Consider the following 3,497-nt stretch of genomic DNA (forward strand, 5'->3'; position numbering starts at 1 on the left):
CTGTGGTGCCGGACACACCGGCGGATCCCAGCTATGTGGGCACGGAACTGACCGATGTCCGGACAGAGGGCAGCCGGGTGGATTTTACGGCAGTGTCCTATTATACGGATCCGGAAACCGGGGAGGATCTGCCCACCCGAACGGCTGTATTTTCCCTGATCGCAGAGGAGGATGGCTGGAAAACGGCGGCACTGACGCTGCCCTATTGAGTGCCTGCGGCGCAGGGCTGGGAGCGGTTTTCCCGGTGCGGTTATACAAGCCCCCCTTTGCCGTTCAGTAACCATTTGCTTGTGACGTATTTTTGATAATCTGCGTGCTACGGCTACGCAGCACCGATTTACCAATGGCTTGGGGAGATGTGTATTACTCTATTTGCTTAACCGTGACTCTATTTGATTAACCGGATGGGTCACGCATGACCCATCTACCGGTGTGCGAGCGACAACCTCTTTGAGAGGGGAGAGAGCGCATCTGACGATGCTTATTCTCTCCCCTCCCAACGGTTTTCTCTCGCGCTCTCTTTTCCACAACCCACCCCACTCTTGTGGAGAACGGACGGGCTGAACAGTATCCACGATTCCAGCAGCTAGACTGATTTTGCACCGTTCTGTGAAACATTGTGGAAATGTGCAGCCTACAGGTGTATACCATAGGGGATGGGGAAGGGAAATGGCAGCCGGGCTGCCCCCCTTTCCCCTGGGTTGCCTCCTCAAGATAACGGTGAACCTCTACTGCGCATCCCCAGCACACAGAGCATCATAGAACGCACGAAAGAAGATGGTCACCCAAAAAGTAAAACGGCAAACCATAAAGAACTCCACATAGACCCCTGTCAGCAAAAGAAACCCAAAATCGCCCACTGTGCAAACAGGCTATTTCCTATGCAATCGTCTTATTTTTCAAATAGCCCCTTGCCAAACCCGCCGGTTCATGGTATGATAGGCACAGAGCCCATTGGCACCCTCGCTCTGCTGAATAGGGCACAAGGCGGCACCCATAGCTTCTGTGGAGCGCCAGCTTAAATGATCAAAAATAAAGGAGTATAAACCTATGCAGTACGGTTACTTTGACCTTGCAAACAAGGAATACGTCATCACAAGACCTGACACCCCTGCTCCCTGGGCAAACTACCTGGGAGATCCGGAATACGGCGCTATGATCTCCAACAACGCCTGCGGCTACAGCTTTGTAAAGAGCGGCGCAAACGGCAGAATTTCCCGGTTCCGGTTCAACAGCAATATGGCGCTGCCCGGCAGATATATCTACATCCGGGACAACGACACTGCGGATTACTGGTCTGCATCCTGGCAGCCGGTGGGCAAGCCCCTGGATCAGTACAAGAGCGTATGCCGCCACGGTACCGCTTACACCATTATGACTGCGGATTATGCAAACGTGCATTCCGAGACCACCTACTATGTACCCTATCACCAGACCTATGAGGTTTGGCGTACAAAGATCACCAACACCTCCGACAAGCCCAGAAAGCTGTCCGTGTTTGGCTTTGTGGAATTCACCAACGACAACAACTACGAGCAGGATCAGGTAAACCTCCAGTACACCCTGTTCATCACCCGCACCAGCTTTGAGGAAAACCGCATTATCCAGCACATCAACGAAAACAGCGGCAAGGACGCTTCCGGCTCCAACCACAAGGAGCGTTTCTTCGGCATGGTGGGCGCTCCGGTTTCCGGCTGGAACGGCAACCTGGACAGCTTCATCGGCCCTTATCGAACCTATTCCAACCCCATCGCCGTAGAGCAGGGGAAGTGCGACGGCAGCATGAACTACAACTCCAACGCATGCGGCGCCCTCCAGAGCGACCTGGAGCTGGCACCCGGCGAAACCGCAGAGCTGATCTACATTCTCGGTCAGCGCAACAGCGCAGAGGCTGCTGCCATTCTGGACACCTACAAGACGCCGGGCAAGGTGGATGCAGAAATCGCAGAGCTGAAGAATTTCTGGCACAAGGAGCTGTCCAACTTCCAGGTGAACACCCCCAGCCCGGAATTCAACAACATGATCAACGTATGGAACGCTTACCAGTGCTTCATCACCTTCATCTGGTCCCGTGCGGCATCCTTCGTATACTGCGGTCTGCGCAACGGCTACGGCTATCGGGATACCGTCCAGGATATCCAGGGCATCATTCACCTGGATCCGGAAATGGCAGCAGACAAGATCCGCTTTATGCTCTCCGCACAGGTTGACAACGGCGGCGGTCTGCCCCTGGTGAAGTTCAACCACAATGCGGGTCATGAGAACACCCCGGACGATCCGGAGTATGTAAAGGAAACCGGTCACCCCTCCTACCGGGCGGACGATGCTCTGTGGCTGTTCCCCACCATTGTGAAGTACATCGGGGAAAGCGGCAACAAGGCATTCCTGGATGAGATGATCGTATACGCCAATGGCGGCGAGGCTACGGTGTATGACCACCTGAAGAACGCCATCCGGTTCTCCATGGAGCGGCTGGGGGCACACGATATGCCTGCCGGGCTCCATGCGGACTGGAACGACTGTCTGCGGATGGGCGCCAAGGGCGAGTCCACCTTTGTGGCATTCCAGCTGTACTATGCGATGCGCGTGATCCGGGATATGGCACAGCAGCGGGGCGACAGCGAGTATGTAGCTTACATCGACGATATACAGGCAAAGCTGGGCGCATCCCTGGAAAAGTGCTGGGATGAGGATCGGTTCATCCGGGGCATCCGGGAAGACGGAGTCGTTGTGGGCGCAAAGAAGGATCCGGAAGCCTCCATGTGGCTCAATCCCCAGAGCTGGGCAGTGATCTCCGGCTTTGCAAGCAAGGATCAGGCAAAGCAGTCCATGGAATCCGTACACCGGATTCTGAACACCCCCTATGGCATCAAGCTGCTGGATCCTCCCTACAGAGCGCATTACTTTGACGGTGCTCTGATGCACATCTTCAATCCGGACACCAAGGAAAACGGCGGCATCTTCTCCCAGTCCCAGGGCTGGGCCATCCTGGCGGAAAGTCTGCTGGGTCACGGAAACCGTGCCTTCGAGTACTTTATGGAAAGCTCCCCGGCTGCCATGAACGACAAGGCGGAGATCCGTGTCATGGAGCCGTATGTGCACGGTCAGTTCACCGAAAGCACCGCTTCTCCCTATGCCGGCCGCTCCCATGTACACTGGCTCACCGGTACCGCATCCACCGTTATGGTAGGCTGCGTAGAGGGGATCTGCGGCATGCGTCCCAATGCGGACGGTCTGGTGATCTCTCCCTCCATTCCCTCCTCCTGGGACGGCTTCACCATCGAGAAAAACTTCCGTGGCAAGCATCTGTCCATCCGGGTAGAGAATCCCAGCCACGTTCAGAGTGGCGTCAAGTCCCTGACCCTCAACGGCAAGGAGCTGTCCGGTGACTTTGTTCCCGCAGATGAGCTGAAGGATCAGAACGAAATCACTGTTGTACTGGGCTAAATACAAACAGAATCGGGTCTGTATGGTTTCATACAGACCCGTTTTTTGTC

2 protein-coding genes are annotated in these 3,497 nt (G+C 55.3%); both read left to right on the plus strand.

Features of this window, described 5'->3' with window-relative positions; all coding sequences use genetic code 11:
- The coding region (locus QVO51_RS03710) for a hypothetical protein (protein ID WP_288167820.1) at nt 1-209 on the plus strand (209 nt) is incomplete at its 5' end.
- 841 nt (nt 210-1,050) lie between these two features.
- A complete protein-coding gene (locus QVO51_RS03715; RefSeq protein WP_022357291.1) occupies nt 1,051-3,447 on the plus strand; it encodes a GH36-type glycosyl hydrolase domain-containing protein in 2,397 nt (798 codons plus the stop codon).
- Nucleotides 3,448-3,497 lie beyond the last annotated feature (50 nt).

The organism is Ruminococcus sp. CAG:379 (genome assembly GCF_000434255.1).
GTDB lineage: Bacteria > Bacillota > Clostridia > Oscillospirales > Ruminococcaceae > Ruminococcus_F > Ruminococcus_F champanellensis.

Excerpts from the sequence above, each read along its gene's own strand:
- QVO51_RS03715 (WP_022357291.1), top strand. The coding sequence starts at position 1,051 with ATGCAGTACGGTTACTTTGACCTTGCAAACAAGGAATACGTCATCACA.